This window comes from Thermococcus marinus, from assembly GCF_055389025.1.
The window spans coordinates 2,011,030-2,033,331 of record NZ_AP042417.1; the positions used below are offsets into that span (position 1 = coordinate 2,011,030).

25 protein-coding genes and 1 pseudogene are annotated in these 22,302 nt (G+C 55.0%); 16 read left to right on the top strand and 10 right to left on the bottom strand.

Features of this window, described 5'->3' with window-relative positions; all coding sequences use genetic code 11:
• Positions 1–50: 50 nt before the first annotated feature.
• A pseudogene (locus ACZ5ER_RS11270) lies at positions 51–2,165 on the bottom strand (ABC transporter substrate-binding protein).
• Between the two features lie 225 nt (positions 2,166–2,390).
• On the opposite strand from ACZ5ER_RS11270, the gene ACZ5ER_RS11275 reads away from it, so the two are divergent.
• Positions 2,391–2,630 (top strand): Lrp/AsnC family transcriptional regulator, encoded by a 240-nt coding sequence (locus ACZ5ER_RS11275; protein WP_050001895.1) that lies wholly within the window; start codon positions 2,391–2,393, stop codon positions 2,628–2,630.
• On the opposite strand, the gene ACZ5ER_RS11280 is transcribed toward ACZ5ER_RS11275, so the two are convergent.
• A complete protein-coding gene (locus ACZ5ER_RS11280) occupies positions 2,631–2,963 on the bottom strand; it encodes a signal recognition particle protein Srp19 (protein WP_464934477.1) in 333 nt (110 codons plus the stop codon).
• Positions 2,964–3,020: 57 nt separating this feature from the next.
• Here ACZ5ER_RS11280 and ACZ5ER_RS11285 point away from each other — a divergent pair, with 57 nt between their 5' ends.
• Both ACZ5ER_RS11285 and ACZ5ER_RS11290 read left to right on the top strand, forming a co-directional pair.
• Positions 3,021–3,641, top strand: coding sequence for a DUF257 family protein (locus ACZ5ER_RS11285; protein WP_050001897.1), 621 nt, complete (start codon positions 3,021–3,023; stop codon positions 3,639–3,641).
• A complete protein-coding gene (locus ACZ5ER_RS11290) occupies positions 3,634–4,395 on the top strand; it encodes a tRNA (adenine-N1)-methyltransferase (RefSeq protein WP_050001898.1) in 762 nt (253 codons plus the stop codon). Before ACZ5ER_RS11285 ends, ACZ5ER_RS11290 begins: the two co-directional genes overlap by 8 nt.
• On the opposite strand, the gene ACZ5ER_RS11295 is transcribed toward ACZ5ER_RS11290, so the two are convergent.
• Entirely contained in the window at positions 4,382–4,600 is a 219-nt protein-coding gene (locus ACZ5ER_RS11295; RefSeq protein ID WP_464934478.1) for a hypothetical protein, read from the bottom strand. The two genes, ACZ5ER_RS11290 and ACZ5ER_RS11295, sit on opposite strands and share 14 nt — an antisense overlap.
• 169 nt (positions 4,601–4,769) lie before the next feature.
• Between ACZ5ER_RS11295 and ACZ5ER_RS11300 the strand changes: the two genes are divergently transcribed.
• Both ACZ5ER_RS11300 and gltA read left to right on the top strand, forming a co-directional pair.
• Positions 4,770–5,633 (top strand): sulfide/dihydroorotate dehydrogenase-like FAD/NAD-binding protein, encoded by an 864-nt coding sequence (locus ACZ5ER_RS11300; protein WP_464934480.1) that lies wholly within the window; start codon positions 4,770–4,772, stop codon positions 5,631–5,633.
• A 1-nt stretch (position 5,634) separates the two neighbouring features.
• Positions 5,635–7,080 carry an NADPH-dependent glutamate synthase gene (gene gltA, locus ACZ5ER_RS11305; protein ID WP_050001901.1) on the top strand — a complete coding sequence of 482 codons (1,446 nt, stop codon included), beginning with the start codon at positions 5,635–5,637 and terminating at the stop codon, positions 7,078–7,080.
• A gap of 40 nt (positions 7,081–7,120) precedes the next feature.
• Here the strand turns inward: gltA and ACZ5ER_RS11310 are convergent, their stop codons facing one another.
• Together ACZ5ER_RS11310 and ACZ5ER_RS11315 are read right to left on the bottom strand one after the other, a co-directional pair.
• Entirely contained in the window at positions 7,121–8,218 is a 1,098-nt protein-coding gene (locus ACZ5ER_RS11310; protein WP_464934481.1) for an AAA family ATPase, read from the bottom strand.
• Between the two features lie 77 nt (positions 8,219–8,295).
• Positions 8,296–8,625: a helix-turn-helix domain-containing protein gene (locus ACZ5ER_RS11315; RefSeq protein WP_050001902.1), complete on the bottom strand. Its 330-nt coding sequence runs from the start codon at positions 8,623–8,625 to the stop codon at positions 8,296–8,298.
• Positions 8,626–8,716: 91 nt separating this feature from the next.
• On the opposite strand from ACZ5ER_RS11315, the gene ACZ5ER_RS11320 reads away from it, so the two are divergent.
• From ACZ5ER_RS11320 to ACZ5ER_RS11330, 3 genes are read left to right on the top strand one after another with little or no spacing between them, the layout of a single operon-like run.
• Positions 8,717–9,526 carry a UbiA prenyltransferase family protein gene (locus tag ACZ5ER_RS11320; protein WP_464935221.1) on the top strand — a complete coding sequence of 270 codons (810 nt, stop codon included), beginning with the start codon at positions 8,717–8,719 and terminating at the stop codon, positions 9,524–9,526.
• The gene (locus ACZ5ER_RS11325; RefSeq protein WP_464934482.1) at positions 9,523–10,419 is read left to right on the top strand and encodes a lysylphosphatidylglycerol synthase transmembrane domain-containing protein; all 897 of its coding nucleotides are present in this window, start codon (positions 9,523–9,525) and stop codon (positions 10,417–10,419) included. The genes ACZ5ER_RS11320 and ACZ5ER_RS11325 overlap by 4 nt, the downstream gene beginning before the upstream one ends.
• On the top strand, positions 10,416–11,576 hold the full coding sequence (locus ACZ5ER_RS11330) for a glycosyltransferase family 4 protein (RefSeq protein ID WP_464934483.1): 1,161 nt from the start codon (positions 10,416–10,418) through the stop codon (positions 11,574–11,576). The genes ACZ5ER_RS11325 and ACZ5ER_RS11330 overlap by 4 nt, the downstream gene beginning before the upstream one ends.
• Before the next feature lie 194 nt (positions 11,577–11,770).
• Here the strand turns inward: ACZ5ER_RS11330 and ACZ5ER_RS11335 are convergent, their stop codons facing one another.
• Entirely contained in the window at positions 11,771–12,112 is a 342-nt protein-coding gene (locus tag ACZ5ER_RS11335) for a DUF7132 family protein (protein ID WP_050001906.1), read from the bottom strand.
• Positions 12,113–12,180: 68 nt separating this feature from the next.
• Positions 12,181–12,585 carry a glycine cleavage system protein GcvH gene (gene gcvH, locus ACZ5ER_RS11340; RefSeq protein ID WP_050001907.1) on the bottom strand — a complete coding sequence of 135 codons (405 nt, stop codon included), beginning with the start codon at positions 12,583–12,585 and terminating at the stop codon, positions 12,181–12,183.
• Positions 12,586–12,823: 238 nt separating this feature from the next.
• On the opposite strand from gcvH, the gene ACZ5ER_RS11345 reads away from it, so the two are divergent.
• Entirely contained in the window at positions 12,824–13,297 is a 474-nt protein-coding gene (locus tag ACZ5ER_RS11345) for a pyruvoyl-dependent arginine decarboxylase (protein ID WP_050001908.1), read from the top strand.
• Here the strand turns inward: ACZ5ER_RS11345 and ACZ5ER_RS11350 are convergent.
• The gene (locus tag ACZ5ER_RS11350) at positions 13,291–13,764 is read right to left on the bottom strand and encodes a hypothetical protein (protein WP_464934484.1); all 474 of its coding nucleotides are present in this window, start codon (positions 13,762–13,764) and stop codon (positions 13,291–13,293) included. The genes ACZ5ER_RS11345 and ACZ5ER_RS11350 overlap by 7 nt on opposite strands.
• Positions 13,765–13,858: 94 nt before the next feature.
• Here ACZ5ER_RS11350 and speE point away from each other — a divergent pair, with 94 nt between their 5' ends.
• Genes speE through ACZ5ER_RS11375 form a run of 5 tightly spaced genes read left to right on the top strand, consistent with a single transcriptional unit; the run spans position 13,859 to position 17,335 of the window.
• Positions 13,859–14,722 (top strand): polyamine aminopropyltransferase, encoded by an 864-nt coding sequence (gene speE / locus ACZ5ER_RS11355; protein WP_050001910.1) that lies wholly within the window; start codon positions 13,859–13,861, stop codon positions 14,720–14,722.
• A 5-nt stretch (positions 14,723–14,727) separates the two neighbouring features.
• Positions 14,728–15,603 carry a lysylphosphatidylglycerol synthase domain-containing protein gene (locus ACZ5ER_RS11360; RefSeq protein WP_464934485.1) on the top strand — a complete coding sequence of 292 codons (876 nt, stop codon included), beginning with the start codon at positions 14,728–14,730 and terminating at the stop codon, positions 15,601–15,603.
• Positions 15,604–15,659: 56 nt separating this feature from the next.
• Positions 15,660–16,343 carry a hypothetical protein gene (locus ACZ5ER_RS11365; protein WP_050001912.1) on the top strand — a complete coding sequence of 228 codons (684 nt, stop codon included), beginning with the start codon at positions 15,660–15,662 and terminating at the stop codon, positions 16,341–16,343.
• A complete protein-coding gene (locus ACZ5ER_RS11370) occupies positions 16,333–17,145 on the top strand; it encodes a hypothetical protein (RefSeq protein ID WP_464934486.1) in 813 nt (270 codons plus the stop codon). The genes ACZ5ER_RS11365 and ACZ5ER_RS11370 overlap by 11 nt, the downstream gene beginning before the upstream one ends.
• Before the next feature lie 46 nt (positions 17,146–17,191).
• Positions 17,192–17,335 (top strand): C2H2-type zinc finger protein, encoded by a 144-nt coding sequence (locus ACZ5ER_RS11375; RefSeq protein WP_050001914.1) that lies wholly within the window; start codon positions 17,192–17,194, stop codon positions 17,333–17,335.
• Between the two features lie 80 nt (positions 17,336–17,415).
• On the opposite strand, the gene ACZ5ER_RS11380 is transcribed toward ACZ5ER_RS11375, so the two are convergent.
• Positions 17,416–18,429 carry a cell wall-binding repeat-containing protein gene (locus tag ACZ5ER_RS11380; RefSeq protein WP_050001915.1) on the bottom strand — a complete coding sequence of 338 codons (1,014 nt, stop codon included), beginning with the start codon at positions 18,427–18,429 and terminating at the stop codon, positions 17,416–17,418.
• A 44-nt stretch (positions 18,430–18,473) separates the two neighbouring features.
• A complete protein-coding gene (locus ACZ5ER_RS11385) occupies positions 18,474–19,148 on the bottom strand; it encodes a metal-dependent hydrolase (RefSeq protein WP_050001916.1) in 675 nt (224 codons plus the stop codon).
• 166 nt (positions 19,149–19,314) lie between these two features.
• Here ACZ5ER_RS11385 and ACZ5ER_RS11390 point away from each other — a divergent pair, with 166 nt between their 5' ends.
• Together ACZ5ER_RS11390 and ACZ5ER_RS11395 are read left to right on the top strand one after the other, a co-directional pair.
• Positions 19,315–20,790 carry a sodium/proline symporter gene (locus ACZ5ER_RS11390; RefSeq protein ID WP_227738733.1) on the top strand — a complete coding sequence of 492 codons (1,476 nt, stop codon included), beginning with the start codon at positions 19,315–19,317 and terminating at the stop codon, positions 20,788–20,790.
• Positions 20,791–20,925: 135 nt separating this feature from the next.
• On the top strand, positions 20,926–22,302 hold the full coding sequence (locus ACZ5ER_RS11395) for an acetate--CoA ligase family protein (RefSeq protein WP_464934487.1): 1,377 nt from the start codon (positions 20,926–20,928) through the stop codon (positions 22,300–22,302).

Here is a 22,302-nt window from a genome sequence, read left to right on the forward strand (position 1 = left end):
TCACCCCCTTGCCGTGCATGTCGTTAGAAAATAGAAAAGAAATGGAAGCTTCATTCAGAGACGTTAACCTCAAGGCTCTTGAACTCGGTGGCACCGTAGAGGAACGGGCCAACCCAGTTGTCGGAGTCGAGGTAGTCCGGAACCCATCCGACGACGTAGACGTCGTAGTCGCCGTGCTCGGTCTTGCTGAGGTAGGTCGGCCAGTTGTAGCTGTTCACGGTGACCTGGAAGCCGAGCTGGCTCCAGACGTTCTGTATGAGGGTCATAATCTTCTCACGGGCGGCGTTGCCCTCGTTGTAGATGAGCTCGATGGAGTACTTGCTCGGGTCAATCCCGGCCTCCTGGAGAAGTTGCTTGGCCTTGTTGATGTCGTAGGTGTACTTGGTGATGCCCTCCTCCATGTATCCCGGCCACGGCTTGGGTATCGGGCCGTAGTTGGGCTCCAGGAGTCCCTGGTAGACGAGCTGCCTTATCTGGTCGTACGGAATGGCGTAGGCAAGGGCCTGCCTGACCTTCGGGTTGTTGAAGGGCTCCTTCTGGGTGTTGAAGACGAGGAACGTCAGAATCGGCTGGAGGATGTCGGTCTTAACGACCGAGTGGAAGCCGTTGAGCTCAAGGCCCTTCACGCTGTCCATCTTCTCAGGCGGTATCGCGACGACATCGGCAGTACCGGTCTTGAAGAGGTTTATCCTGGCCTGGGCGTCGTTGTTGATGACGTAGATGACGTACTTGTGACCTGGGCTGCCCGTGGCGTTCCAGTAGTGCGGGTTGTACTCGAGGACTATGTAGCTGTTCTCCTGGTAGTCCTTGACGTAGAACGGTCCGGTTCCAACGGGCTTCTGATGCATGAGCTGGTGGGTCGGGTCGTCCTTGCCGGACTGGAGGTAGTCCCACCACGCGCTCGGGTCGTGGCCGTTGTTGCTGGCCTGCAGGGCCTCTTGGTACTTGTCGCCGAGGAGGTACTCCATCGGGACGACGCTGAGGAACGGGTCAGCGAGGATGCTCAGAACCGGCGCGTACGGGTTCGGGAGGACGAGCTTGAAGACGCCCGCGGTCTCGCCGCTGTATCCGAAGAACTGCTTGAGCTCCTCAACGGAGTGGATTTCCTTGACCTGACCGTTGAACTCGGCGATGAGCGGGTTGTCCTTGAGGTAGCCATCAAGCTCCTCCTCGCTAATCGCCGCCGAGTTGTTGACGTCCATAAAGCTGTCGACCATCCAGCTGACGCTGTGTCCGAGCCTCTCGACGCGGAGGAACGTGAAGGCCACATCGGTAGCGTCTATCGGATAGGTCTTGTCGTTCCACGGGTCATATGCTTTAACTCCACCGCGGATGAGGAAGTACCACTCGGTGCCCTCCTTGTTGTGGGCCCAGGCAACCGCCAGGTCGGGGCTGACGGTCTCGGTGTTCTCCTTCCAGTAGGTGACGAGGGTGTCGCCAATCTCGTGCCAGAGCTCCCATCCAAAGGTCTCGTAGGTCATTGCCGGGTCAAGGCTCTCCGGCCAGCCGATTGTGGCTATGACGTAGGTCTCGGGGTCGTTCTTGTAGTCCTTGATACCAATCTTGACTGAGGGGGCGTTCGAGTCCTCGCTGAGGAGGTCGTAGCGCTCGGCAAGGGTCGGGTGGTAGTAGCGGCCCTTCACCCAGTCCCAGTAGACACGGAGCTGCTTGTTCTGTCCGAGAATGGCCTCAGGCACAAGCTGGTTTCCGAGTATGTAGAGGGCCTTGAAGATTTCAGTTCTGACCTCGGGGTTGGTCTCGCGCCTCGCCGCTATGACGAGGGCATCAACATGCTCGTCCCTGAAGAACGCGGGGTTAATCGCACCGAATCCCTGGCCCTGCTCCATGAGGGTCTTGACATCGGGGGTGTTCTCCGTGTCAACCTCGTAGCTGACCCTTATGACCTTCTTTCCTTAGGGAAGGTCCACCGTCGGTTCAGCCCCCTTAGGTCCGACAACAACTACGCTCTTATCGGTCGTGACGACATAGACTTTGCCCATCTCCAGGACGCCGGTCTGAGCTGGCTGTGACGAAGTTTCACCCGGCGAGGTCGTCTGCTGGGTGCCGGTTGTGGTTTCGCTTTCACCACCGATGCAGCCGCTGGCCACTGTCGAAAAAACAACCAAAAAAACAACCAGCATGGCTATTGTAGCTCTGCTTTTCATTAATACCCACCTCTGTACATCTAGGGCATTGTTATATATGTACATGCCAAATAATAAACCTTTCGAAATACAAATGGGACCTAAACTCCAACTATCATACACAATAGTTGTGTTAAGTACAACATGCACCCAACTTGTGGGACTCAAGAATCTGTCCCGACTACGAAAAGCTTAAATGAACGGAACTCGCATTAGGAAATGAAGAAAATTCCGACGGTGATACCCATGGTTAGGGCGTATGTTTTGTTGACAGTCGAAATTGGAAAAGTTGAGAGTGTGATTGAGGCACTCAAGCAGATACCCGGCGTCACCAAGGCGGACGCCGTGACCGGCCCCTACGACGCCATAGTCCACATCGAGGCAAACGACCTCGGTGAGCTTACCAGGAAGATCCTCCACGACATCCACAACATCGACGGCGTCATAGACACTACCACTGCCATTGTCGTCGAGACGGAAGAGTGACTACTTCCTCCTCTTCTTAGTCTTGCCCTTCTTGGGCTTTGCCCTTGAACGGAGTTCTCTAATCTTCTCCGCAATCATTTTTAGGCTCTTCCCCTTTCCGTACTGGCTCTCAACCACAAGAAAGCCGTACGTCCTGAGCTCCTCGTCCAGGCCAGAAAGGCGGGGGTTAAGCTTGGTGTGATCCTTCTCAACGACATTCATACCGAGAACTACGACGGCATCTTCTATTTCAGAAAACCTGGGCGCCTCAACGGCGAGGTTCTTTGGGACGGCTCTCCCATACTTCCTGCTCAGCCTTGAGTCAAGCTCGCTCGGCCATACTACAAACCTCATTTTCCCACCCGACAAGGTTTAAAAGATTTGCAGTTAAAAACCCTTTTGGTGAAGGGCATGGCCATTAAAGACCTCAAAAAAGATGCACTCAGCCGTATGACGCCTGGGGACGTTGTTTTAATCGAGTACCAGTCACGAGAACCCATAGAGAACCTCGCATGGGGCGAGCTCCTGCCCGCGATAGCCCCTGGTGGAGTGGTTGTGGTGGACTTCTTTGGGCTTGGCGAGATTCTGCTGAGGAAGTTCGTGAGAAAAGAAAATGTGGACTACTCTGCCACTCTGGAGATCCTCAGGAGCCTGAAAGTCGTGAAAGTTGGGCCCGGGACAGTGACCTACGGTGAAATCCTTGAGGATGTAGTGCCGAGCTACGACTCACACACATTCCTCAGGAACTACCACTCAATAATGAGCAAGATATCGAGGCTCCCACAGAAGCCGAAGTACATGGTGACCTTCGGGCTGAGCCACTACATTCACTTTTCCCCCGAGGACGCCGTTAAGGCGATTCTAACCGCCGTGAGCACAATCCCCGGCGAAGACCTCATCATAATAAACTTCATCAACACGGATATCGTAGACCGCCCCCACCTGGCGATACTCGAAGAGCTGAGCACGGCGATAGTCGAGGTCTCCAAGGGGGAGTTCAAAGTCTACAAGGACGGTGGTATCGGTGATTGAGAAAGGAAGCAGAGTCCTCCTCGTCGATAAGCGCGGGAAGCGCTACCTCGTGAAGGTGGAAGACCGGGAGTTCCACACGGACCTCGGAATACTTAAACTGGGAGAACTCATTGGCAAGCCCTACGGGAGCAGGATAGAAACCCACAAAGGCGAGACCTTCGTTGCGCTCAAGCCGGACATCAACGATATAATAGCGAAGATGAAGAGGGGCCCCCAGATAGTGCACCCCAAGGACGCTGGTATAATAATAGCCTACGCAGGTATCTCGCCGGGAGACACCATCATAGAGGCCGGCGCCGGGAGCGGTGCGCTGACCATATTCCTCGCGAACGCCGTGGGTCCCCAGGGCAGGGTCATAAGCTACGAGGTCAGGAAGGACTTCTACGAGATAGCCAGAAAGAACATCGAGCTGGCAGGTTTTTCAGACAGGGTAACCATCAAAAACAAGAGCATATACGACGGAATAGACGAGGAGAGTGCCGACCATATAGTCCTTGACCTGCCCCAGCCGGAGAACGTCCTCCCCCACGCCGTTGATGTCCTGAAGCCCGGCGGCTACTTCGTAGCTTACACACCCTGTATGAACCAGGTCCACCGCTTCTTCCAGGCACTTCAAGAGTACAGAGATTACTTCATGAGGCCGAGGGTCGTTGAAGTCCTCGTAAGGGAGCACGAAGTAAAGAAAGAGTGCATGAGGCCGAAAACAACGATGCTGGCCCATACAGGTTACATAACTTTCCTCAGGAAGCTGTGAATCCTTCTTTCCCCTCTTCTTCGTACGTGAAATAAGCAACGGCCCAACCAAGCAACATCAGGGCCAGCGACTTGGGCAGGGGGTCGCTTCCAAGGAGTTCCCGAACAAACGGAACCGTCCCGTAGAGGAGGGGCATGAACATGCCGAGCGACGCCATTATGACTGCAAGCATATAAACGAGCTTTTTCCCGGACATTCTCGACACCACTGGTGGGTTTCTCGCGAGGTTAAAAAGGGTTTCTTTCAGCCCCATGGGCACCTTCCCGAAATCCCTTCGGAGTTATTAACTTTTGGTTAGGAACAGGTTTATAAACACCACAGGTTTTGAACTACTTAGATGCTCATGTTTGAGCCTGTGTACGGAGGTGTGCATAATGCCATACAAGATACTCGACAAGAAGGAGCTTGCCCCGAAGCACGTTATGTACAAAATAGAGGCTCCACACGTGGCCAGGAAGGTTCAGCCAGGACAGTTCGTCATCGTAAGGGCCTTTCCAAACGGTGAAAGGATTCCTCTCACTCCGGTGATGTGGGACCGTGAAGATGGCTGGATCGTCTTGATAACCTTCGTCCGCGGAAAGACCACGATGAGGATGGCCAACGAGCTCAAGCCGGGAGATTCAATCCTCAACGTTGCCGGCCCCCTCGGAAACCCTGCGCCAATAGAGAAGTTCGGCAGGGTTCTGGCCGTTGGTCTCAGCGCCGGAATAGTGGAAGTTTTCCCAATAGCTAAAGCGCTTCAGGAAGCTGGAAACGACGTTACAACCCTTCACGTGGCCCCCGCACCGATGGCAATCCTCAAGGACGAGTTCAGGGAGAACGTTTCAAGGCACATATTTGAAGGCTTTGAAATCCAGGAAGGCTGGAGAACGAAGGAGATAGTTGCGGAAATAGCGAGGAGGGGAGCCGAAAAGGTAAAGGAGCTCCTCTCAGAGGAGAACTTTGACTTCGTGCTCACCGTTGGCCCCGCAGGCGCCCAGAAAGCGGTCTTCAACGTCGTTAAGGAGTTCGGAATCCCGATGCACGCAGACCTGCACCCGATTATGGTGGACGGAACCGGAATGTGCGGTGCCTGCCGTGTTATGGTCGGGGGAGAGGTCAAGTTCGCCTGCATTGACGGGCCTGGCTTCGACGCCTACAAGGTCGACTGGGACGAGCTGATTCACAGGGTCGGCTTCTATACCGACCTGGAGAGGAAGGCCCTTGAGGAGTACCTCAAGTCCCTGAGGGGTGAGTGAAATGGCCGTTAGGAGAAAGCTCATCAAGGAACGCGTTCCCACGCCGGAAAGGCCTGCTGAGGAGAGAATTCACGACTTTAAGGAAGTTAACCTCGGCTACACATTTGAGCTTGCCGTTAAGGAGGCCGAGCGCTGTTTGCAGTGTCCCGTCAACTACGCGCCCTGTATCAAGGGCTGTCCCGTCCACATTAACATTCCGGGCTTCATCGGAAAGCTCGTCGAGTACCGCGACGACCCGGACAAAGCCGTGAAGGAAGCCCTCCAGGTCATCTGGGCCTGCAACTCCCTGCCAGCGACCACCGGCCGCGTCTGCCCGCAGGAGGACCAGTGTGAGATGAACTGTGTCATGGGCAGGGTCGGTGACAAAATAAACATCGGCAAGCTGGAAAGGTTTGTGGCAGATTACGCGCGCGAGAAGGGCATAGACGAGGAGCTCCTCTTCGAGATGGTGCCGAAGATAGAGAAGAAGGGCCAGAAAGTTGCAATCATCGGGGCCGGCCCGGCAGGGCTTACCGCCGCTGGAGAGCTGGCCAAGCTCGGCTACGACGTTACCATCTACGAGGCCCTGCACGAGCCAGGAGGAGTTCTCATATACGGAATTCCAGAGTTCAGGCTTCCGAAGAGCATAGTCCAGAGCGAGATTGAGAAGCTCAAGAAGCTCGGCGTCAAAATCCTTACAGACCACATCGTGGGAAGAACCGTCACCATTGAAGAGCTCCTCCAGGAGTACGACGCGGTCTTCATAGGCTCTGGCGCCGGAACTCCGAGGCTCATCAACGCACCTGGCATAAACCTCAATGGAATTTACACCGCCAACGAGTTCCTCACGCGCGTCAACCTCATGAAGGCCTACAAGTTCCCGGAGTACGACACCCCAGTCAAGGTCGGCAAGAAGGTAATAGTCATCGGAGCCGGAAACACGGCAATGGACGCCGCGAGGAGCGCGAGGCGCTTTGGAGCGGAGGTCATCATCGCCTACCGCCGCGGCCCGGAAGACGTCAGCGCGAGGGTTGAAGAGGTTCACCACGCGAAGGAAGAGGGTGTCAAGTTCGAGTTCTTCCTGAACCCGGTCGAGTTCATCGGCGACGAGAACGGCAACGTTAAGGCCGTAAAGTTCGAGAAGATGAAGGCCCTCGACGAGAGGGACAAGCGCGGAAAGAGGAAGATAGTCGGGACTGGAGAGTACGTGACAATCGAGGCCGACACCGTCATCATCGCAATCGGTAAGCACCCCAACAGGCTCATCATCAACACGCCCGGCCTGAAGGTCGAGCGCGGAAGGATCGTCGTTGATGAGAACCTCATGACGAGCATTCCGGGAGTTTTCGCTGGTGGCGACGCGATAAGGGGCGAAGCGACCGTCATCCTGGCTATGGGCGACGGGAGGAGGGCCGCGAAGGCCATTCACGAATACCTCACGAAGAAGAGGGAGGGGCAGAACGCCTGAGCCCTCAATTCTTTTCCCCTTCCCCCTTAATATGCTCTTGTTACTTAAACACTGCCTCAAGCACCGGGTCTGGGATTTTATAATGAACGTTTCGGCCGTCCTTAACCTTCTGAAGGAAGGAGGAATTAACAAGCGCCTTCAAGAGCCTTGCCAGCACGCTGTCGACCACACTTTTACCCTCCTTCCGTTCGAGGTGCTCCTTTATCTCCTCCCAAGTGTTCCTTCCGCTCGCGACGGCACGCATTATTTCAAGGTAGCGTTTCCTCGCCAAAGGCCTCTTTGAGAGGAAGTTCTCAAACTCCTCCAGCGCGAGTCTCCTGGCCTCTTCAAAGACCTCCTCGACGACTTCTTCAGAGGGGCCCTTCTCAAGAACCCTCCTGCCAAAGAGAACGAGCCAACCTACGATGCCGTCGAGCCTCTCCACCGCGGTCTCGATTAGCTCTTCTGGAGGGGAAAGTTCAACCTGCTCGAACCCCTTAATCAGAAAGTCCCTGCTCTGCTCCCGCGTGAACCTTGGGAGTGTAACCTCGTGGAAGTACCTGCCGTAGAGGGGCGCCCGGGGGTCGTCAACGCCGAGGTAGTCGTGGAGCAGGCCAACTTCAGAGCCTGTCATGACTATTCTCAGGTTCGAGTAGTCGTAGAGGTGAGCGATTAGGCCCGCGAACTCGCTCCCGACGGGGCCCCTCAGATACTGCACCTCATCGAAGGCCAGAACAACACCGTATCTCTCAAGTTCCCGGAACAGCGCTATTAAGTCGGTTTTCTCCTCGCGCCAGGAGAGGTTGACGCCGAAGCTCAGAACTCGAAGGCCCGTTATGGCCCTTAGGTTTTCCTTGAGTTCCTCCCAGAGGTTGCGGTTCTCGCGGAAGAAAAGGTTTAGGGAGCTCTCTATCCGCTTGTAAACGTCCATTCTGGAGTTTGGATTCACCCCCCTGAAGTCCACGAGGACGTAGGGAAGGCCGAGTTCGTTCAGCCCCACGAGGAGGAGGGAAGTCTTCCCCAACCTTCTGATTCCCGTGATGACCGTGAGGGGGTTGTTCGAGCGGAGGGAGTTTTCAAAATCGCTCAGCTCCTTCTCACGGTCGTACAAATCCTCACGCTTTCTCTTTGGTCTCGTGTCAAAGTACAGAACTACCACCCCAGTAGTTAACTACCGGGGCAGGAGTTATAAGGGTTTTGATGTTCTAAAGCTTGGAGAAGGAAGTTGCATGAGGTTTAACCCTTCAGCTTCAGCTCGCCCTCCTTTTCTATGGCCTTCAGCGTGGACTCCAGCCTGCTGAAGAGCGCCCGGAGGGCCTCCCCGGGGGCCTTGGCGTAGTAAACGTAACCCAGCCAACCCCTGTTCACGAGGGTTCTCTCGACGAGGCCCAGCTCAAGGAGGTGCTTCAGCTTTTCCCTGACGATTCTCTCGGACAAGCCGAGGGTTTTCGCAATCTGCCTCGGCGTCAGTGACTCCCGCTGAAGGAGGGAGTAGATTTTTATCTCAGACTCACCGAGTTCAAAGGCCTTCAGGCTTTTCGAGAGGGCACGGAGCACATCCTCCATCGGCAACCCCCTGAAGATTTTCCTTCATACCTATCCCCCAGTTAGTGAAAAGGTTTATAACGCTTTCTTCAAAGGGTGAGCGGTGGTAGTGATGACATCGATTTCAGCCGTTGTTAGAAACCTCCGGCCACTGGAGGGGAGGGCCTACATAGCACTGATTGGGTTCGCCCTTCTGATGAACTGGAACAATACCGAAATAGAAAAGTTAACTAGGGCCTTTTTGGCTGGAATCCTCTTCGTGTGGTACGCTTTCTCAATAAACAACTGCTTCGACGTTGATACGGATTCCAAAAATCCAGTGAAGGTTAAGAAGAACCCCATAGCCTCCGGAGAACTGTCGTTTAGAGAAGGGCTGGCGATATCTGCTCTGCTCGCGGTGACGGGGCTCGGGCTTGCACTGACCACAAATGGAACCGCGTTTGCGGTTTACGTTGCAATGCTAATCCTCGCCACACTCTATTCGGCCCCACCGAGGCTTAAAGCGAGGCCCATAGTTGACGTGCTGTCTCACGGGCTGTTCTTCGGGGGCCTGCCCTTCATCTACGGGGCGCTCATCGATGGGAGCCTTTCAGAGGCGGAAATCCTGATAGCCACAGGGATAACCCTCTACTCCTTCGCCCTCGAGCTGAGGAATCACATCTCGGACTACGAGAGCGACCTAAGGGCCGGACTCAGGACAACCCCGATAGTCATCGGGAAAGGGAGGAGCGAGCTCCTCGTGGAGGTTTTCTCAGTCCTCGCTATCGCGGTAACTCTGTACACCCTCAAGCCCCACCTGATAATCGCGTCCTCCCTGATGTTCGCTGGGCGCGGGCTGGGGATCAACCAGAGGACGGTCTACCGCATCTTCGACATGGCTATGGTCGGGGCAGTTTTAGCGGCTGGAGGGACGGCGTTATGAAGAAAAGAACCCTCCTTTCAGTCCTCGCCCTCCTGTTTTCCTTAGGCTACATTGCCCATACAATCGACGTTAAGGAGCTAAAGGAGGCCATCTCAACGGCAGACCCGAGGTTTCTCCTCCTGGCCTTGGGAATGGCGTTTTTGGCTATACTTGTCTCAACTCTGAGGTGGTACATCGTCCTCAGGAAGCTCCAAGAGACGAGCTTCAGGAAAACCTTTACCGCGATTCTGAGCGGTTTCTACATGATGGCCTTCCTCCCCCCGAGTGTGGGGCACGTTGCCAAGGTGAAGCTCGTCGGAGGGGACTACTTCAAAGCATTGTCCGCCCTCGCCTTCGGGATTTCCCTGGAGGTTCTAATCATCGCCGGTATCTCCCTGCTCGTGTTCGGCGCCACCAAGTGGGGTATTTTTCTGCTTGGGGTTCTCTTCCTAATCCTGTTCTACGATAGAGGGGTCTACGCACTCCTCAACAGGGGGATTGCCGTAATCCGACCACTCAGCCCCAAGCTCGCCGAACGGCTTGGAAACTACCTTGAGAGGACGTATTCTGGGTGGAGACGCTCCAGGAGAGACCCGACGACCTTCACGCTGTCACTTCTCCTCTCTGTGCTCGCGGTGCTCCTGCAGGTTGCTGGAATAATCGCCGTTGGTAGGGCCTTCGGGCTTTCTGTTGGCCTGCTGGATGCCTTCAAGGCCTTTGTACTCAGCACGCTTTTCGCGAGCCTGAGCGGTATCCCATCGGGGATAGGCGCAAACGAGCTCGGCATAACCCTCGCCCTCGGCTCGTCAACGAAGAGCTCCCTCGTTGCCTTCACGTACAAGTTCATCTATCAGTACCTCTGGTCGCTTGTCGGAGCGGTCGAGTTCTACAGGGCGGTGGGGGGTAGGTCATGAGGATAGCGCTCGTGAGCGACTGGTACTACCCGAAGGTCGGAGGAGTTGCGAGCCACATGCACCATCTTGCGATACATCTGAAAAGGAGGGGCCATGATGTCGCAATCGTGACCAACGACCTCGAAACCGGGAAGGAGAAAGAACTCGAAGAGAGAGGAATCGAGCTGAGAAAGATTCCCGGGACTATGAGCCCAATTCTGGGTATAAACCTTACCTACAGCTTGAAATCCAACAGGGAGCTCGGCGAGTACCTGAAAGATTTTGACGTGATTCATTCCCACCACGCGTTCACGCCACTGTCTCTCAAAGCCGCAAAAGCCGGCAGAAACCTCGGAAAGGCCACGCTCCTGACGACGCACAGCATATCGCTCTCCCACGAGTCCTCCCTCTGGAAGGCCCTCGGGCTGACATTCCCCCTCTTCAGCCACTATCTGGGCTTTCCCCACAGGATAATAGCCGTCAGCAAGGCAGCAAAAGCGTTCATAGAGCACTTCACGGACTCCCCTGTCGAGATAATCCCGAACGGCGTTGACGACGAGGTCTTCAGACCCATTAGCGAGGGGGAGAAGGAAAAAGTCAAGGAGGAGCTCAGCATCGAGGGGCGCGTTGTCCTCTACGTCAGCAGGATGTCGCCGAGAAAAGGGGCTCACGTCCTCCTCAACGCCTTTCAGAGGGTCTTGAAAGAAGTTGACAACGCCATTCTCGTCATGGTAGGTTCCGGAGAGATGCTGCCTATCCTGAAGGCGCAGGCCAAGTTCCTTGGGATCGAGGACAGGGTCAGGTTCATGGGCTATGTTCCAAGTAAGCTCCTACCAAAGCTCTACGCTTCAGCAGATGTCTTCGTGCTCCCATCCATAACAGCCGAAGCCTTTGGAATAGTGGTTCTTGAGGCAATGGCGTCGGGAGTCCCTGTTGTCGCGACCACCGTCGGGGGAATTCCCGAGGTAATCAAGGAAAGCGGGAGCGGTATTCTCGTTTCCCCTGGGGACGAGGCGGAGCTGGCGAAGGCCATCGTGGACATTCTCTCCAATGAGGAATTCGCAAGGAAGCTGGGAGAGGCAGGAAGACGGGCCGTCGAGGAGAAATATTCATGGAAGGTCGTGGCGAGCAAAATTGAGAAGGCCTATGAGGAAGTCCTGTCCTCGCTGGAGGAGTAGCCTTTTAAGAGCCATCTCAGAGAGAAAAGTGGCGATGAGGAGCCTCACGGTAGCTGAAGGATGATGTGGGGTATACTGTCCGAGCCGTTAGGCTTTTATCTTCCATTTCTTGAAGAGAAGCGAGCGATGACGACCTCTAGGGTATCTGAGTCCGTGACTTACACGGCAAAAATGATGAGAACCAAGGGCCGAGCTCACTCCTCTTCAAGCTCCTCAATTTCCTCAAGGATTTCCTCGAACTTCTTGAAGTCCTCTGTCTGTGCGAGCAGGGTTATGAACTCGTCTATCTCCTTCTTCTCAAGGAACGCACCCGCGAGGAGCTTTCCTGTGTAGCGGTTGTTCTTTATCTCCCAGAACATGTAGAACTCGGGGAAGTGCTCCTTTATCTTCCTGTAGGCGACGCCGTACTTCGAGTCTTTCAGCGGGTTCTGTTCGAGGTAGAAGTGCCCGGGCTCGAGCTCAATTATGTGGAGAAGGGCACCGCGTTTTGTCTTAACAAGCTTAACCTTAACATCCCACTCCTTCAGAACTTTCATGGGGACCACCGAAGAGAATAGGGCTGTAAAATACTTAAAGCTTCCTGAGGAAGAGAAAAGGAGGGCGCTCAAAGGCTCTCCAGATACTTTGCGTAGGCCTGGGCGTCCATGAGCTCCTTGAGCTCCTCTTCAAGGTTAGTCGGCTTGAGCTTGGCAATCCAGTGCTCGTAGGGGTCTTCGTTGAGGAGCTCCGGTGAGTCCTCGAGCTCCTCGTTGACCTCAACGACCTCCCCGCTGACCGGGGCGTAGACCTCGCTGACGGCCTTGACGCTCTCCAGCTCGCAGAGGACGTCGCCCTTGTTTACCTCCTTCCCGACCTCAGGGAGCTCGACGTAAGCAAGGTCGCCGAGCTCCTTCTGGGCGTAGTCGCTGATTCCGACGAGGACGGTTCCGTCCTCAAGGATCTGGACCCACTCGTGGTCCTTCGTGTAGTAGAGCCCCTCCTTAACCTTGTATTCCCCGACTTCAATCATGAACATCACCGTCCACAGTAGCAAGTTTGGGCATTTAAACCTTTCTTGAACGTTAAGGTGTAAAACTGAGGATTAGGTCCCCCAAAAGTCTGGCAGCTTTTCGTTTTGGGCCACTGGGCTCGATTGGGCACCAAACTGCTCTCCGTCGCCGTACAAAACTCCCAAAATTTTTTGGGCAAGGTTTATAAGCCAATTGCAAAGCGTGTGGAGTGAGCGACAGAATTTGAGGGTGGTGAGAATGAGCTGGACTACTCCAAAGAGGGCTTTCATAGGAGCGGCCGCCGCTGAGGGCGGGACAAAGCTTAACGCCTTTGACAACGCACTCCTCAAGCTCGGTATAGGCAACGTGAACCTCGTCAAGCTCAGCAGTGTCATCCCGGCACACATCGAGTGGATAGATAAGGTGCACGACGTCCCAATTGGAATGCTCCTGCCGACGGTCTACGCGCACATCGAGAGCGACGAGCCGGGAATGACCATCAGCGCTGCCCTTGGAGTCGGGATAAGCAAGAACAACGAAGGTGGCTTAATCTACGAGTACGCCGGCTACTGCACGAAGGAGGAGGCCGAGAGAATCGTCAGGAAGATGGTCGAGGAAGGCTTCGCCAAGAGGGGCTGGGAGCTGGCCGAGTTTAAGGCCGCCAGCGCCGAGATAACCGTCAAGGACAAGCCGGCCGCGGCGGTGGCCGTTGTGGTCATGTTCCCCTACTGAACCCTTTTCTTTTCAACCAGCGTGAACTCGTTGTCGCCAGCTCTCTGGAACCTCATCTCATAACGAACGTGTCCTTTGGTTGCCCACACATCAACAACCGAATCCCCCGTCATCCAGAGAACATCAAAACCAAGTTTCTCCAAGGTATTCCTCAGCGGGCCTTCAAGCCTAGCTCCGGGAAGGAGAAGCTTTGGAGTTCCCTTGCCCTGGAGAAAGCGCCAGAGTGAAATAAAAAGGGCCCTGGGACTTTTTTCATCGGCAGGCAGTATGAAGAAAAGAGTACCATCGTCAATGAAGCGCTCAAGGTGATAGTCTTCAAATAAAACAACGTCTACGTCAACTCTAATCTCATTACCACCACTAATCTCTCCAACGAGATGAGGGATGCCGGGCGCACTTTCCCCGCTGATTTCAGTCCAGAGCTCAGAAATCTTCCGCGCCAAAAGCTTCCTCAGTTCCGCCTCCATAATGTCCTAGACTCTTCCGAGGACTTAATAACTTTATCGTGAAGGAACCCATAGGTTTAAAACTCAAAAAGAGAGCTAAGCTCTGGTGAGGTTCATGCCGTACAGTGAAGAGGAGAGAGCCTTTATTGAGTGGTATCCGAGAGGCTATGGTGTCGGCTTCAAAGTTACGAGGAGACTCTTCGAGACTCAGACGAAATACCAAAGGCTTGAGCTCTACGAGACCGAAGGGTTCGGCAAACTCCTTGTTCTCGATGGGACAGTCCAGCTCGTGGAGGTCGGTGAGGAGAGCTACCACGAGGTGCTCGTCCACCCGGTAATGCTCGCACACCCCAACCCGAGGAGGGTTTTAGTGATTGGAGGTGGCGATGGGGGAACCTTAAGAGAGGTCCTGAAGCACAAAACCGTCGAAAAAGCCATAATGGTTGAGATTGATGAGGGAGTCGTCGAGGCATCGTACCTGTATCTCGACGTTGCAAAAGACCTCCTCGACCGGCTAATCAAGGGAGAGGAAGAGAGGGCGAAGCTGATAATCGGAGACGGAGTTGAGTACCTGAAAAACACGGAAGAGCGCTTCGACGTCATAATCGTTGATTCAACAGACCCCGTTGGCCCGGCAAAGCTCCTGTTCAGTGAGGAGTTCTACAGAACGGCCTACGAGAAGCTCAACGAGAAGGGCCTCTACATCACCCAGGCCGGGAGCGTCTACCTCTTCACCAACGAGCTCCTCGACGCCTATAAGGCCATGAAGAAGGTCTTCGACAAGGTCTACTACTTCAGCTTCCCGGTGATAGGCTACGCCTCACCGTGGAGCTTCCTCGTGGGTGTCAAAGGAGACATAGACTTCACCCGCGTCGACGTGAGCAGGGCCCCGGAGAAGCTCTACTACTACGACCCTGAGAGGCACGAGACGCTCTTCCAGATGCCCAAATACGTCAGGGAACTCCTTGAAAAGGAGTGAAGGGCGTGAAGTGGAGAAAGCCCGCAACGCTCCTCCTGACAGCGGGCATAACGGCGTACCTGCTCCACAAGGTCTACAGGGAAGCCTCGGCAGTAGACCTGAGCGCCTCTCTGTTTTTCTCCCCATACTTCCTTCTGGCAGTTGCCTCGGGCCTGGTGGGGTACCTGCTCTATACCATCCTTTGGTATATCTACGTCCGCCACTCCACCGGTGTCTCGTTCAGGAAGACCCTCCTGGCGACGCTCGCCGGGACTTACCTGGGGTTCTCACTCAACAGCGCCGTCGGCGTCTTGGTCAAAGTCCGGCTCCTCGGGACGGACTACTGGTACACGATGGGCGTCGGCCTGCTCGCAATAGCCACGGAGTTTCTAGCGGGCCTAATTCTAATCGCACTCATTGGAAAGAACACTATGGCCCTGCTCCTCGCGGCTGCACTGGGCGTAGCAATAGTCTTTGACAAAACCGTGTACCACTTCCTCTACCCACTGTTCCGCGCCATTAAAAAGCGTCACACCCTCGATGAGATGTACTCCGGCTGGCACAGGGCAAGGGGCAACATTAAAACCGTCCTTCTGGGAATAGTGGTTGGAATTCTCCTGATAGCCACGAACTCGATTACACTATACATGACCGCGAAGGCCGTGGGGGCTGAGGGGGACTACCCCAAATTCCTTGAGGCTATACTTTACTCCAACTTCCTCGGCGGAGTCCTCGGAACCCCCGGAGGGATAGGGGCGAACGAGCTCGGGATTACCATAGCAATCGGGGACAGCCCGGCGGCCATCGTCACGGCGTTTCTCTACAAGTTCATAACCCAGTACGCCTACGCGATAGCCGGGGCCCTCGCCTTCTACCACCTAACCGCTGGAGGTGAAAGCTAATTAAGCCCTTATGCCAACATACTTTATGGTCACATTCACATCACCCGGTGGAGGACATGGGGAAGGACGCAATCCTCAACGAGATTGACAGGCGGATACGCCGCCTCCAGGCCGAGATAGAGATAGCGGAAGAGGGTCTGAAGAGGTTAGAGGAGCTCGGCGCAAGGGCAAAGGGCCCGAAGGTAAGGGACTACTCACCCTACTACCTCGCAGGAATGCTCCTGTGGTTCGTCATCGGCTTCGTTGCCCTGGCGATAATCTCAAAGAGGGCACCCTCCGGGGTAAAGATACCTACAGGCCTCTACGCGCTGATAATCATAGCGTTCGGCGTGCCCCTCGCCTACTATGTCCTGACGAAAGGCCAGGAGGAAGAGCCCGGCAAAGACCTGGCGGAGAGGGGGAGAATGGCAAGGCTGGCCCTCAAGACCTTCTACGAACCCCTAAGGGAGGCCGTGGCAGACGGCGACAAAAGGGCCATCGAGGCCATCGCCGAGGAACTCCTGGAAAACCCTGCACTCGCCGGTGCTATCGAGAGGCTCGGCGAGGGAGACCCGAAGCTCATAGCGTACTCCCTGCTCCTCTACGCGAGGTTTGATGAGGGGCTCGAAAGCGAGGTCTCCGAAACACTGGAGAGGGTGCACAACAAACCCGTGAGGGCCATGCTGGAGTCCCTGCTCGAAGAGGGGAAAGGTTATAATAATGGAATGGCGCTCATTGGAGGGGAAGTCCATGAGGTTTGAGGTTTTAACAAAGGAGGACATGAACGCCCTCTCGCGCGAACTGAGCAGGGCGGGAATAATGAACAGACCAAAAGAAGAGACCACCGCGGAAATCGAGCACTATTTTGTCGTTAGGGGCACATACGCTGAACTCGTCAGCGTGGCTTCAGAAGTCCCGGCAATAGGGGAGAAGATTGAAGCCGTCAAGCTGGCCTACGACGAGCTTATTGGGGACTGGGAGCCCGGAGAAGTCCGAGAGCTGAACACTCTCTTTGAGGAGCCCGATTTGGCAAAGCTCTCAGTTATAAGTGCCCTGGTTGAAGCCGGGGCCGTTGAGGAAACCGACGACGGGTTCTTGCTGAAGGAGAAGGTGCCTCTCGATGCACTGAATATTGAACTGCGCTTCCCGGCGGAGGAGATAGGCGACGAGATCGAGGAGCTTGAAAAAGGGCTCAACGCCACCCTCGTAACGGAGTACACGCTCGAAAAGCGCTACTACGTCGAAGTCCTTGAGGTCGAGAGGGAGCTCATAGAGGCCGCCCTCGATATCGCGGAGGACTACGCCACGGAGGAGAGCTACGTTGATGCCATGTTCGACGGAATAGCCCGCTCGGTGCTGGCAGGAAGGATTCTGGAGCTGGCGGAAAAGTACAAACGAAAGAACGAGCTCATAGAGGCCGTGATGGAGCTTGAGCCGATAACCATCGAGGGCAAGAACGAAAGGGTGAACATATACTACGACGAGGACGCTATAGAGGACTTCCTGAAGGTTCTCCAGACGCTCGGCTACCTCAAGGTCAAGGGCAACCGGATATGGGTTTAGCAAAGTTTAAAAGCCAGAGCTGGAACTCCGCTTGGGGGTGGAGGAGATGGCGGTGTTGAAGGCCATCAAGATTAAGGACAGGGACGGAGAAATACTCTTCCGCTGTCCGAGGTGCGGAATGGTCTTCAAGGATGCAAAGGCCTTCACGAGGCACGTGAACAGGGCACACGGCCATCTCTTCCGCAAGTGATTTCTCTTCCCTTTTCTTGCGGGATGAAGAAACAGCCAGGACCCTGAAAAATGGTGATGAGCGGAGGGCTTAGCCGACCGCTACTCGCGCATTATGATTTCCTTCGTGAGCCTCACAATGAACGTCTTGCCAATCTTCTCCCTCTCGACGAGCTGTTTCTTCTCCAGCTCCTGGATTATCCTGCTTATCGTCGGCCTCGAGTAGCCAGTAAGCTCCGGTAAGTCCTCCTGCTTCACGCTTCCGCCCTGGTCGAGGATTGCCTTGACAACTATGCGCTCTTTCTCCGTTAAGACCTCAATGGGGACTTTGTTGGCTGACCACTTCTTCTTGGCGTAGTAGAGAGAGGCGGGAATCGCCACGGCCAGGGTCAGAGCTACCGCACCAACAACAACTGCCCAGTTTGTCTTGGCAGGAGGAGTGGTTGAGGAAACCGTTATCTTAATGTGTTCCTTGACCCAGTACGTTTCATAGCCGAGGTTTTGGAGTTCAAGCTCGATGTTCTTGTTCATACCAGCACCTATGAGGACAATCAAATCCGGATTAAGCTTTTTGAGGGCATCGACAACGGAGGGGGATAGGTTTTCAGGGTTCGTAAGGAGTAGGGGATCTTTGTAGTTCATAGACCACCTCGCGGCCGCCAGGGCCGAGCCGTAATCGCTGGCGCTGGCGAGTAACACTGTGTTAGCACCCTCAGGATAGAACTCCTCTGCGAGCTTGACCGATGTATCTACCCTCGTTGCACCGCCTATCCTTGTGACTTGAAACCCGATACTGATTAGCTGCTCCTGAACCTTCTGGCTAATCGCCTGGTAATCCCCTATGACGAGCACTTTGTACCAGCCGAACTGGTAGTAGCTCTGGAGCTGGGCAATAGTCGCGGCGTCAAGCTCGTTAGGATCAACGGGAAGGATTGGTACCCCCAGAAGGGTTGAATAGGGGAGCGCGATTATGTAATCAATCAGGTTGTCATTTCTCACGATTATCAGGTCGTAAGGCGGACTTTCTCCGGAAGTCTGGGCAAAGACAGGCTGAACCTGAGGTGTCAGGAGCACTAGAGCCACTGCAAGGATAAAAAACCCTGCCCTTCTGTCCATTTCACCACCGGGAAGAAGATAAAAGGAGGCTCTTAAAAGGTTTTTCAAAGCTCAAGCTCCTCGCCCGGCTGGAGGACAACGACCTCCGCCCTGTCCCCAACGAGCTTCTTAAACTCCTCAGGGTCGGTCGCAATCGGGGGCCAGGTGTTGTAGTGCATCGGGACGACCTTCTTCGGTTTAAGGAGCTCGACGGCCTTGGCAGCCTCCTTAACGCCCATTGTGAAGTGGCCCCCTATCGGGAGCAGGGCAACGTCAATTGGGCCGTAGAGCTCGGCGAAGAGGCCCATGTCGAGGAACACGAACGTGTCTCCGGCGTGGTATATTGTCTTTCCGTCGAGCTTAACGATGTAGCCGCAGGGGTTTCCAATGCTGTACTTCCCGTCGCTGCTGGAGTGCCAGGCCGGAACCTGGACGATGCCGACTCCGTCAACCTCAGTCGGGCCGTAGTTCATGCCGACGACTTCAACACCGGGCGCCTTTTCGCTTATGTAGTTGGCTATGTCGTACATCGCAACTATCTTCGCGCCGGTCCTCTTGGCGATTTCAATCGCATCTCCTATGTGGTCACCGTGAGCGTGGGTTACGAGTATGAGGTCTGCTTCAAGCTCCTCCGGCTTGGCCGCCGCCTTCGGGTTTCCGGTCAGGAACGGGTCTATCAGGATTTTCTTGCTTCCCTCAATCAGAAAGGCAGCATGTCCGAGGAACTTCACCTTCACCATTGGCCATCACCTCCGAAGATAAAATAACCAGAGCTTACTTAAACCTTTCGGGGGTGTCCAAGAGAGCGTGTTTCTGCCGAACTTATAAGTACGTCATGCCATATATATACATCATTGTACAAAAATAGTTAAGCTTATAAACATGAACATTATTTAACATATTTTGGTGATAATCGTGGAGGGCCAGACTCAAATACTGACTGTCCTGGTTCTGTACCTTTCGTTTTTGATAGGGCTTGGAGTTTACCAGGGGAGGAAGGCGAAGAGCGGCAAGGACTTCGCCATCGCGGGCAGACAGCTTCCTGGCTGGGTGGCGGCCCTCTCAGAGCGTGCCACCGGCGAGTCAGCGTGGGCTCTTCTGGGTCTTCCAGGCTTTGCCTATGCCGCGGGCCTCTCGGCGATTTGGGTCGCGGTTGGGTGTGTGGCAGGTATCATCGTTGCCTGGGTGGTCTTTGCAGGAAAACTCAGGAGAGAGGCCGAGAAGTACGACGCGACGACCTTCATTGACTACATTGCCAAGCGCCACTCCGATGCGGGGAAGTGGATAAGAATTCTCGGCAGTATTACGGTGGTGTTCTTCTTTTTCTTCTACGTGGGTGCCCAGTTCCTCGGCGGAGGAAAGACCCTGAACGCACTCTTTGGCATAGACCCAAAGGTCGGAATGCTGATAACTGCGGCGATAATCCTGCCCTACACTGTTCTTGGGGGCCTTAAGAGCGTCGCCTACACCGACACGGTTCAGGCGATAGTCATGATACTCACCCTGACGATAGCGCCGATCGTCGGTCTCATCTACATAGCCAACAACCCGGACGTCTTTGCCCACTCGGTATCCAGCGCCCTAAAGATGGCGGGGCCGGAGTACTCAACGATTCTCGGCGGTCTTGCAGGCAGTGCGGCGATCGTCTTTGTCATAGCCGAGTTCTCCTGGTTCTTTGGGTATCTCGGCGGAATGCCCCAGCTCAGCATTAGGTTCATGGCCATCAAGGACGAAGAGAACGCCAAACTCGCTAGGAACGTCGGAGTCACCTGGACCATACTCGCCTACATCGGCGCCCTTCTAATCGGGTGGATTGGAATAGCAATCTTCGGCCCCACCGGCCTTGCAGACCAGGAATCTGTCATGCCAGAAGTCATGCTGAGGCTGTTCCCGCCCTTCCTCGCGGCGGTGTTCATAACCGGCGCCATAGCGGCCATGCTCTCGACCGCGGATTCACTGCTTATACTCTCCGCCACCGAGCTTTCCGAGAACTTGCTCAAGCCCTTCGTTTACAAGGAGGGCTTTGACCCGAAGAGGGGCCTCATGCTCTCAAGAATTACCACGATTGTCCTGGGCATTATAGCACTGATTACCGCGTACCTGGTGCCGTCGAACCTTATCTACACCATTGTTGGCTACACATGGGCGGGTATAGGTGACACTTTCTCCGTGATAGTCATACTGACGCTGTTCTGGAAGAGATTCCACGGGAGGGCCGTCCCGCCGACTATCGTCGCTGGTCTGCTGTTCACAATCTTCTGGATAAGCTCGGGACTTGAAGAGGTTGTCTCAGCGAGGCTGATGACGTTCATAGTGACCGCTGTGGTCGCAGTGATAGCGACTTACGCCCTGAAGCCCAAAGAAACCGTCTCCACCGCCTGAGTTTTATTTTTTATCCATTAATGCTCTCTTTGGCCCATTGAGGCCCTGTTTTTTCACTTTAGTGCCCATATTCATCACGCTGTCCTTTTTGGGAAAGCTTATATACGATTCACCGGAGATTTTAACGGTGAGACCATGAACCTGGACTACTTCTTCAAACCGAAGGCTATAGCCGTCATTGGAGCATCCAACGACCCCATGAAGCTCGGCTATGAAGTCTTTAAGAACCTCAAGAAGTACAAGGACGGCAGGGTTTACCCCGTCAACGTCAAGGACGAGACCGTTCAGGGCGTCAAAGCATACAAGAACGTCAGGGACATCCCGGACGAAGTTGACCTCGCCATAATCGTCGTCCCGAAGAGGTTCGTGAAGCAGGCGATAATCGACTGCGGCGAAAAGGGCGTCAAAGGGGCCGTCATTATAACTGCCGGCTTCGGTGAGACCGGTGAAGAGGGCAAGAAGGAAGAGCGCGAGCTTGTCGAGATAGCGCACAGCTACGGCATGAGGCTCATCGGGCCCAACTGTGTCGGCGTAATGAACACACACAACGACATGAACGCGACATTCATAATGGACGCCAAGAAGGGGAGCATAGCATTCGTGAGCCAGAGCGGTGCTTTGGGAGCCGGAATCGTCTACAAGACCGTCAAGGAAGGAATAGGCTTCTCCAAGTTCATCAGCGTCGGAAACATGGCCGACCTCGACTTCGCTGAGCTGATGGAGTATCTAGCCGACACCGAGGAGGACAAGGCCATCGCCCTCTACATCGAGGGAGTAAGGGACGGAAGGAAGTTCATAGAAATAGCCAAGCGCGTTACTAAGAGGAAGCCCGTCATAGCCCTCAAGGCAGGAAAAAGCGAGAGCGGTGCGAGGGCCGCTTCGAGCCACACGGGTTCTTTAGCCGGAAGCTGGAAGATTTATGAAGCTGCCTTCAAGCAGAGCGGCGTCCTCGTGGCCGAGACAATAGACGACATGCTCAGCATGGCGAGGGCCTTTACCCAGCCATTGCCAAAAGGAAAGCGCGTCGCGATAATGACCAACGCCGGTGGGCCGGGAGTTCTGACCGCGGACGAGATAGACAAGCGCGGACTGAAGCTGGCGAACCTTGAGGAGAAGACGATAGAGAAGCTCCGCTCGTTCCTTCCGCCGATGGCAGCCGTGAAGAACCCGGTTGACATGATAGCGAGCGCCCGCGGTGAGGACTACTACAGGACCGCGAAGGCCCTCCTCGAAGACCCGAACGTGGACATGCTCATCGCAATATGTGTCGTTCCGACCTTCGCGGGCATGACGCCAACCGAGCACGCGGAGGGCATCATCAGGGCAGTTAAGGAAGTCAACAACGGAAAGCCGGTTCTCGGCCTCTTCATGGCCGGCTACGTGAGTGAGAAGGCTAAGGAGCTCCTTGAGGCAAACGGGATTCCGAGCTACGAGAGGCCGGAAGATGTCGCCGCTGGCGCTTATGCCCTCGTCCAGCAGGCGAGGAACGCCGGCGTTTTGGAGGAGGAGTGA

Bases quoted from the DNA above. Each gene is read 5' to 3' on its own strand.
- gcvH (WP_050001907.1), bottom strand. From the start codon at position 12,585: ATGATTGAAGTCGGGGAATACAAGGTTAAGGAGGGGCTCTACTACACG.
- speE (WP_050001910.1), top strand. From the start codon at position 13,859: ATGCCGTACAGTGAAGAGGAGAGAGCCTTTATTGAGTGGTATCCGAGA.
- ACZ5ER_RS11385 (WP_050001916.1), bottom strand. From the start codon at position 19,148: ATGGTGAAGGTGAAGTTCCTCGGACATGCTGCCTTTCTGATTGAGGGA.
- ACZ5ER_RS11345 (WP_050001908.1), top strand. From the start codon at position 12,824: ATGAGCTGGACTACTCCAAAGAGGGCTTTCATAGGAGCGGCCGCCGCT.
- ACZ5ER_RS11335 (WP_050001906.1), bottom strand. From the start codon at position 12,112: ATGAAAGTTCTGAAGGAGTGGGATGTTAAGGTTAAGCTTGTTAAGACA.
- ACZ5ER_RS11285 (WP_050001897.1), top strand. From the start codon at position 3,021: ATGGCCATTAAAGACCTCAAAAAAGATGCACTCAGCCGTATGACGCCT.
- ACZ5ER_RS11325 (WP_464934482.1), top strand. From the start codon at position 9,523: ATGAAGAAAAGAACCCTCCTTTCAGTCCTCGCCCTCCTGTTTTCCTTA.
- ACZ5ER_RS11330 (WP_464934483.1), top strand. From the start codon at position 10,416: ATGAGGATAGCGCTCGTGAGCGACTGGTACTACCCGAAGGTCGGAGGA.
- ACZ5ER_RS11315 (WP_050001902.1), bottom strand. From the start codon at position 8,625: ATGGAGGATGTGCTCCGTGCCCTCTCGAAAAGCCTGAAGGCCTTTGAA.
- gltA (WP_050001901.1), top strand. From the start codon at position 5,635: ATGGCCGTTAGGAGAAAGCTCATCAAGGAACGCGTTCCCACGCCGGAA.
- ACZ5ER_RS11375 (WP_050001914.1), top strand. From the start codon at position 17,192: ATGGCGGTGTTGAAGGCCATCAAGATTAAGGACAGGGACGGAGAAATA.
- ACZ5ER_RS11350 (WP_464934484.1), bottom strand. From the start codon at position 13,764: ATGGAGGCGGAACTGAGGAAGCTTTTGGCGCGGAAGATTTCTGAGCTC.
- ACZ5ER_RS11365 (WP_050001912.1), top strand. From the start codon at position 15,660: ATGGGGAAGGACGCAATCCTCAACGAGATTGACAGGCGGATACGCCGC.
- ACZ5ER_RS11300 (WP_464934480.1), top strand. From the start codon at position 4,770: ATGCCATACAAGATACTCGACAAGAAGGAGCTTGCCCCGAAGCACGTT.
- ACZ5ER_RS11320 (WP_464935221.1), top strand. From the start codon at position 8,717: ATGACATCGATTTCAGCCGTTGTTAGAAACCTCCGGCCACTGGAGGGG.
- ACZ5ER_RS11280 (WP_464934477.1), bottom strand. From the start codon at position 2,963: ATGAGGTTTGTAGTATGGCCGAGCGAGCTTGACTCAAGGCTGAGCAGG.
- ACZ5ER_RS11370 (WP_464934486.1), top strand. From the start codon at position 16,333: ATGAGGTTTGAGGTTTTAACAAAGGAGGACATGAACGCCCTCTCGCGC.
- ACZ5ER_RS11380 (WP_050001915.1), bottom strand. From the start codon at position 18,429: ATGGACAGAAGGGCAGGGTTTTTTATCCTTGCAGTGGCTCTAGTGCTC.
- ACZ5ER_RS11395 (WP_464934487.1), top strand. From the start codon at position 20,926: ATGAACCTGGACTACTTCTTCAAACCGAAGGCTATAGCCGTCATTGGA.
- ACZ5ER_RS11275 (WP_050001895.1), top strand. From the start codon at position 2,391: ATGGTTAGGGCGTATGTTTTGTTGACAGTCGAAATTGGAAAAGTTGAG.